This is a genomic window from Tardiphaga sp., assembly GCF_028290785.1.
Classification (GTDB): domain Bacteria; phylum Pseudomonadota; class Alphaproteobacteria; order Rhizobiales; family Xanthobacteraceae; genus Tardiphaga.
Map to the genome: position 1 here is coordinate 1 of NZ_JAQGJD010000146.1, position 6,685 is coordinate 6,685.

Genomic DNA, 6,685 nt, shown 5'->3' on the forward strand with positions numbered 1-6,685 from the left:
CAATGCCGGCATCTCCGGCGGCCTGGTGCCGCTGATCGAACAGACCGTGGACCAATGGCAAGAGATTCTGCGCATCAACCTGATCGGACCGTTTCTGGCGATCAAGCATTCCATGCCGCACATGATCGCGCAAAAATACGGCTCGATCGTCTGCACGGCATCGGTGGCCGGCCTGAAATCCGGCGCGTCGGGGCATCCCTATGCGTCGAGCAAGGCCGGCGTGATCAGCCTGGTGCAAACCACCGCCTATTCGCTGTCCGGCACCGGCGTGCGCATCAACGCGGTCTGTCCCGGCCTGATCGAGACCGGCATGACCAAGCCGATCTTCGACAACGCCAAGGACCGCGGCACGGAGGGCAAGATCGGCCAACTCAACCCGCTGAAGCGCGCGGGACAGCCGCATGAGCTGGCGGCGATGGGATTGTTTCTGGCCAGCGACGACGCGTCCTACGTCAATGGCCAGGCGATTCCGGTGGATGGCGGGCTGACGGCATCGATGCCGTATGCGGGGAAGCCGATCTGACAGAAGGAAAACGGCGGAGCGCTATTGCGATCCGCTTCGCGCCGGCCGGTGTGACCAGCACCGCGAGCGCCGATACGATGTGGATGGCGACGCCGGCGAAAATCGGCGTCGCATAGCCGCCGGTGATATCGCGCAACAGCCCCATGGCTGCGGGGCCGAGCGCGTTGACTACGCCGCTCACGCCCATCGACAGGCCGAGCACGACCCCGAACGCACCCGGCGCAAATTCACGTTGAACGATCAGCGCCGGCAGCGTGATCAGATTGCCAATCGAGAAGCCGAACACGGCACAGGCCAGGAACAGCGCCGTGCTGTCGCTCGACCGTCCGATCACGGCCAGCGCTGCGGCCTGGCTGAGGATCGAGAGCGCTGTCGCGCGGCGGGGATTGATGCGATCGACGAGCAGGCCCAGGCCAATTCGCCCGGCAAGCGCCATCGCCGTGGTCAGCGACACCGCGCCGCCCGCCTGCTGAAATCCGATCACCGGCGTCAGGATCGCGATCTGGTGCACGATGAATGCGACCTGCACCAGCAGGGCCGATGCGAACGGCGCCGTGAACGACCAGAAGCCGGCGCTGCGCAGCAACGACATGCGCGATAACGCTTCGGATGGCGGCGCGGCGCTTTCGGCAGGCCGCTCCTGCTCCAGCGGAAACCGGATGATCGCGACAACGAGCGGCACCAGCACGACCACCGCACACGCCGCCGCGACCCACAGCGCGTTGCGAAATCCGATGGCTTCGACCAGCAGCACCAGCCCGGGCGTGAGCACGATGCCACTGCATGTCGCGCCGGTGAAGGTGAGACTGATCGCCAGGCCGCGCTTGCGGTCGAACCACGCGCCGACGATCGCCGCCGCCGTGACGGCCCCCAGCCCGACCCAGGCCAGAGCGAGTACGAAAAACCCTGCGTAGAGCTGCACGACGGAATTTGCCGACGCCAGCAGCGCCAACGCCGCTGCCAGCGCAGCGATGCCTGCAAGGACCAGACGGCAAGGTCCGATCCAGCGCAGCAGATCGCTGACGAAAACAGATAGCAGCGATCCCAGCACCAGGCTGATCGTGGTCCCGGTCGCGATCAACCCGGTCGGCCAGCCGATAAGGCGGCGAAGCTCGGTGACGTAAATGCCCTGGCCATACATGCCAAATCCGAAGATCGACATCTCAACCAGAAACAACGCGGCGACGACTCGCCATCCGGCATAATGCAGAGATTGCTCGTTGACCGGGCTTGAGCCCCTCATTTGACCGCGCCTCGCCAGCGTTCGACGTTCCCACCACTCGCTCTACTTTAGATTGTGCGTTCACGCCATCGCGCATGAGAGCATTGCGGTCAATAAACAAAACAGAGCGTTACAATCTGTCAAAAGCTGCAATGAGCCTCTGCATGCCCCATCAAGTTACGACCCGTCCCGCGGCATGCCCGACGCGTCGATCGCCAGCGGACGATTGCGTACGCGCTCGCGGTGGAACGCGTAGATGCCGGACAGCACGATCACACTCGCGCCGACCACCATCGCGCCGTCGGGCGCATCGCCGAATACCAGGTAGCCGAACAGGATCGCCCAGAGCAGCTGTGTGTAGCGGAACGGCGCCACCGCCGAGATATCGCCCGCCCGCAGCGCCAGGATAATGCACTGGTAGCCGATGAGTACGAGTACGGCCGAAAGCGCCAGCAGCACGACCGCGTGGCCGGACGGCGTCGCCCAGCCGCCGAGCGGGACTATCAGTATGGCTCCGACCAGCGTGATCGCGATAGTCGTCAGAAAGGTGACGAATAGCGCCGGGATGTCGGCCGGAATCTGCTTGGTGGCGATATCGCGCAGGGCATAGAACGCCACTGCGACCAACGCCAGCAAGGCGAACTGGTTGAAACCGTCAACGCCCGGCCGCACGATGATGAGCACGCCGGCGAAGCCCGCAGCGATCGCCAGCCAGCGCCGCCACCCGACCGGCTCGCCGAGGATCAGCACAGCGCCGAGCGTGATCGCCAGCGGTTGCGACTGAATGATCGCCGATACGTTGGCCAACGGCAAATGCGTGATTGCCGCCAGAAACAGGATCGTGCCGCCGATTTCCCCGCTTATCCGCAACGCCACCGGCGTCACGAACAGAAGGCGTAGCGGCCGCAGGGCGCGTTGATGGGTCGCCAGCGCGCCGATCAGAACGCCCGCGAAAATGCCGCGAAGCAGCATCACCTCCCCGAAGTTCATTTGTAACGTCAGGAATTTGGAGATCGCGTCGGTGACGCTGAAGGCGGCCATCGCCGCCGCCATCAGCAGGCTGCCACGCAGATTGGGAGAAAGGGCCAAGACAGGTTTCCGGATCGACTGGCGTGGCACGACCGCAGGTCGTGGCCAGATCGCATGAAAGGGACGCGATCCGCCGGAATCGCGCCCCTCCATTAGCCTATTTCATTCTACTTCGCGCCGGCCTTCTGCGCATATTCCCAGGATGCTTTTGCCAATGGCACGGTGCGCTTCACCGACTCCATCGCTTTCGCCGACGACGCCGTGCCATCGCGGATGCGGCCGGCGATGCCCTGCAGAATGCCGGCGAGCCGGAACAGGTTGTAGGAGTAGTACCAGTTCAGGTCCGGCACGCTGGAGCGCCCCGTCGCCTTGCAGTAGATTTCCGCCGCTTCATCCATCGTCGGAATGTTGAGCGCGGCGAAATCGAGATCGGCCAGGCCCGGCATCGTCCACTGCATCAGGAGATAGGTGAAGTCGGCCATCGGATCGCCCAATGTCGACAGCTCCCAGTCCAGCACCGCCTGCACCTTCGGCTGGGTGGCGTGGAACACCATGTTGTCTATGCGGTAGTCGCCATGCACCACCGACACCCGCTCCTGCTGCGGCACCGAGGTCGGCAGCCACGCCATCAGCCGGTCCATCTCCGGGATCGACTGGGTTTCCGACGCCTTGTACTGCTTGGTCCAGCGATCGACCTGCCGGGCAAAATAATTGCCCGGCTTGCCGAAGTCGCCGAGTCCGATCTTCACCGGATCGTACATGTGAAGCTTCGCCAGGGTCTCGATCTTGTCGACGAAGATCGGGCGGCGCTCTTCCTTGCTGAGTTGCGGCAACGCCGGATCCCAGAAGATGCGGCCGTCTTCCATCGACATGATGTAGAACGCCGAGCCAATCACGCCGTCGTCAGTGCACAGCGCATAGGCTTTCGCGACAGGAAAGCCCTGCTTGCCCAGCGCCGCGATCACCTTGAATTCGCGATCGACGGCGTGGGCGGACGGCAGCAGCTTTCCAAATGGCTTGCGACGCATCACATAGGACCGGCTGGGCGTGTCCAGCCGATACGTCGGGTTCGACTGACCGCCCTTGAATTGCAGGACGGTCAGCGGCCCCTGATAGTCCTCGACGTTTTCCGCCATCCAGCCGTCGAGGCGGGCTTCATCGATCCGATGACGCTCCTCGACGGGCTTGGTGCCGGAAAAATCGTCGTCCTTGCGCACGCTCTCAGTCACGCTGCTACCCCGTCAGTGCCTGCCGGCCATGGTTTCGACCGACACGTCCGGCGCGTTGGCATATTTGCGAAGCTCAAGCCGGGCGATGGCGCGATTATGCACCTCGTCCGGACCGTCGGCCAGACGCATGGTGCGCATCGACGCGTAGTCCCGCGCCAGCCCGGCATCGTCGGAGACGCCGGCGGCGCCGTAGGCCTGGATCGCGTTGTCGATGATCTTCAGCGCCATGTTCGGGCCGGAGACCTTGATCATCGCAATTTCCAACTGCGCGGTCTTGTTGCCGACCTTGTCCATCATGTCGGCGGCCTTCAGGCACAGCAGACGGTTCATCTCGATGTCGGTCCGGGCTTCCGCAATGCGCTGCTCCCAGATCGAGTACTCGATGATCTTCTTGCCGAACGCGGTGCGCGACGACAGCCGCCGCACCATCTTTTCCAGCGCTTCCTCGGCCTTGCCGATGGTGCGCATGCAGTGATGGATGCGGCCCGGGCCAAGACGGCCCTGCGCGATTTCGAAGCCGCGGCCCTCGCCGAGCAGGATGTTGCTAACGGGCACGCGGACATTGTCCAGCTTCACCCGCGCATGGCCATGCGGCGCGTCATCGAACCCGAACACCGGCAGCAGCTTTTCGATGATGACGCCCTTAGCGTCGCTGGGAACCAGGATCTGCGACTGCTGCTGATGCTTGGGCGCCGACGGATCGGTCTTGCCCATCACGATCATGATCTTGCAACGTGGATCGCCCATGCCAGACGACCACCACTTAGTGCCGTTGATCACGTACTCGTCGCCGTCGCGCACGATGGAGGTTTCGATGTTGGTCGCGTCCGACGACGCGACATCCGGCTCGGTCATCAGAAAGGCAGAACGGATCTCGCCGTTCATCAGCGGGCGCAGCCACTTCTGCTTATGCTCCTTGGAGCCATAGCGCATGAAGACTTCCATATTGCCGGTGTCCGGCGCGGAGCAGTTGAACACTTCGGACGCCCAGCTGATGTGACCCATCTGTTCGGCGAGCAGCGCGTATTCCAGATTGCTCAATCCCGCGCCGTGGAATTCCTCGTCCTCATGGGACGACGGCGGCATGAACATGTTCCACAGGCCTGCGGCCTTCGCCTTGGCCTTCAGCTCCTCGACGACCGGGATCACTTTCCAGCGCTCACCGGCCTCGTCCTGCTGCCGATAGACCGGCACGGCGGGACGCACGTGCTTGTCCATGAAGGAAGAAACGCGATCGAGCCATTCGCGCTGGCGGTTCGAGAGATTGAAATCCATGGAGCGTTCCTCACCTTTTTTTCAGACAGAATTTTGCGGCACTGTTGTCCCGTCGAACTTCTTCCGCAAGGCCCTTTTTGATCGGCTTATTTTGCAGTGCGGGCACAAGCGGCGCGACGGCGGCTGCTTCATCTCGCTGCGCCCTGGCGCATTGACATTCGCAGCCCTTCAAACGATAGTTTCATACAAGCGTTTGAAAAGCAATCACCCCGGCCCGCGCCCGGCGCATAGGGCTCTCGCATGGCAGCAGACGACACACGGACGGCGATCCTCTCAGCGGCCGAGCGGCTGTACGCCGCGCGCGGCTTCGCGGACGTGACGATGCGCGACATCGTGGCGGCGGCGGACGTCAACCTCGCGGCGGTGAACTATCATTTTGGCAGCAAGGATGAATTGATCGCCGAACTGTTCGTGACGCGCAGCCTCGCCACCAACCGCGAGCGGCTCAACGAGTTGAAGGCAGCGGAAGAACACGGCGGCGGCCGCTCCCATATCGACGCGATCCTCGCCGCGCTGGTCGGACCGACCCTGCGCGGCTGCCTCGGCCCGGACAAGCAACGCTCCGACGCCGCGCGCTTCATGATCCGCGCCTCGATCGAATCGATTCCGCCGATCCGCAAGATCAAGAACCGCGAGGTCGATCACCTCAAGCGTTTTGCGGCAGCGATGCGGCGTGCTTTGCCCGACCATGACGCCGTCGATATCGACTGGACGCTGCACTTTGCGCTGGCCATGGCGCACCAGACTATCCGCGATGGCGAGCGGCTGACCAAAATGTCGGACGGCCGCTGCGACCTCAACGACGTCCAGGCCATTATCGACCGCATCGTCGGCATCTCGGTACAGGCGCTGACCGGACGGGCGAAAGCGCGGGCCTGAGCCTGACGCTTGATCCGATAAGTCGTGATCCGATCTGCCGCCTCGCCGCGATATGGTGAGGCCACGCCGGCGCGATTCGCGGACCGCGCCGGCACGAAATCGGGAACATCGCATGCGCGCCCAGCAGGCCATCGACTATATGTCGGCGGAGATCGCCGAAGTCGGCACTCTGATGCGGACGCTATCCGGCCGCTACGAGGGAATCTTCGCGAAATGCCGTGCGTCGCTCGGCGTGGCGCTGGAAGCGTCGGCAACCATGGCCGACGCCGCCCGCGACGCGGCAGCGATTGCCGAGGCCGCCTCGGCGAGCTTTCGCGATCAGGTGCCGAACCAGCCGGCCACGGCCTGCGCCAGCGGCTGTGCCGCCTGCTGCCATCTCTACGTCCAGGTGCCGCCCGGCACCGCCGCGCTGATGGCCGCGCATATTGCCAGTCACTTCACGCCCGTCGCGCGGGCGGCCTTGCACGAGCGACTGGTGACCGCCGCGGCCGCGGTTCAAGCCGCGGAGGACCCGGCGCGTTTGCGGCT

Annotated in this window: 6 protein-coding genes and 1 pseudogene; 3 read left to right on the forward strand and 4 right to left on the reverse strand. The window is 64.0% G+C overall.

Annotated elements, in window-relative coordinates; translation table 11 throughout:
- Positions 1-523 (forward strand): SDR family oxidoreductase (locus JWR89_RS08800; protein WP_299714447.1); only part of this gene is annotated, 523 nt, incomplete at its 5' end.
- On the opposite strand, the gene JWR89_RS08805 is transcribed toward JWR89_RS08800, so the two are convergent.
- The 4 genes from JWR89_RS08805 to JWR89_RS08820 all read right to left on the reverse strand — a co-directional run bounded on the left by JWR89_RS08805 (position 453) and on the right by JWR89_RS08820 (position 5,278).
- Positions 453-1,766: an MFS transporter gene (locus JWR89_RS08805; protein WP_299714450.1), complete on the reverse strand. Its 1,314-nt coding sequence runs from the start codon at positions 1,764-1,766 to the stop codon at positions 453-455. The genes JWR89_RS08800 and JWR89_RS08805 overlap by 71 nt on opposite strands.
- Positions 1,767-1,922: 156 nt before the next feature.
- Positions 1,923-2,834 carry a DMT family transporter gene (locus JWR89_RS08810; protein ID WP_299714453.1) on the reverse strand — a complete coding sequence of 304 codons (912 nt, stop codon included), beginning with the start codon at positions 2,832-2,834 and terminating at the stop codon, positions 1,923-1,925.
- 107 nt (positions 2,835-2,941) lie between these two features.
- Positions 2,942-4,003 carry a phosphotransferase family protein gene (locus JWR89_RS08815; RefSeq protein ID WP_299714456.1) on the reverse strand — a complete coding sequence of 354 codons (1,062 nt, stop codon included), beginning with the start codon at positions 4,001-4,003 and terminating at the stop codon, positions 2,942-2,944.
- Between the two features lie 12 nt (positions 4,004-4,015).
- The gene (locus JWR89_RS08820) at positions 4,016-5,278 is read right to left on the reverse strand and encodes an acyl-CoA dehydrogenase family protein (RefSeq protein ID WP_299714459.1); all 1,263 of its coding nucleotides are present in this window, start codon (positions 5,276-5,278) and stop codon (positions 4,016-4,018) included.
- A 240-nt stretch (positions 5,279-5,518) separates the two neighbouring features.
- Here JWR89_RS08820 and JWR89_RS08825 point away from each other — a divergent pair, with 240 nt between their 5' ends.
- Together JWR89_RS08825 and JWR89_RS08830 are read left to right on the forward strand one after the other, a co-directional pair.
- Entirely contained in the window at positions 5,519-6,157 is a 639-nt protein-coding gene (locus tag JWR89_RS08825; protein WP_299714462.1) for a TetR/AcrR family transcriptional regulator, read from the forward strand.
- Positions 6,158-6,269: 112 nt separating this feature from the next.
- Positions 6,270-6,685: pseudogene (locus tag JWR89_RS08830) on the forward strand (hypothetical protein); the annotation flags it as partial.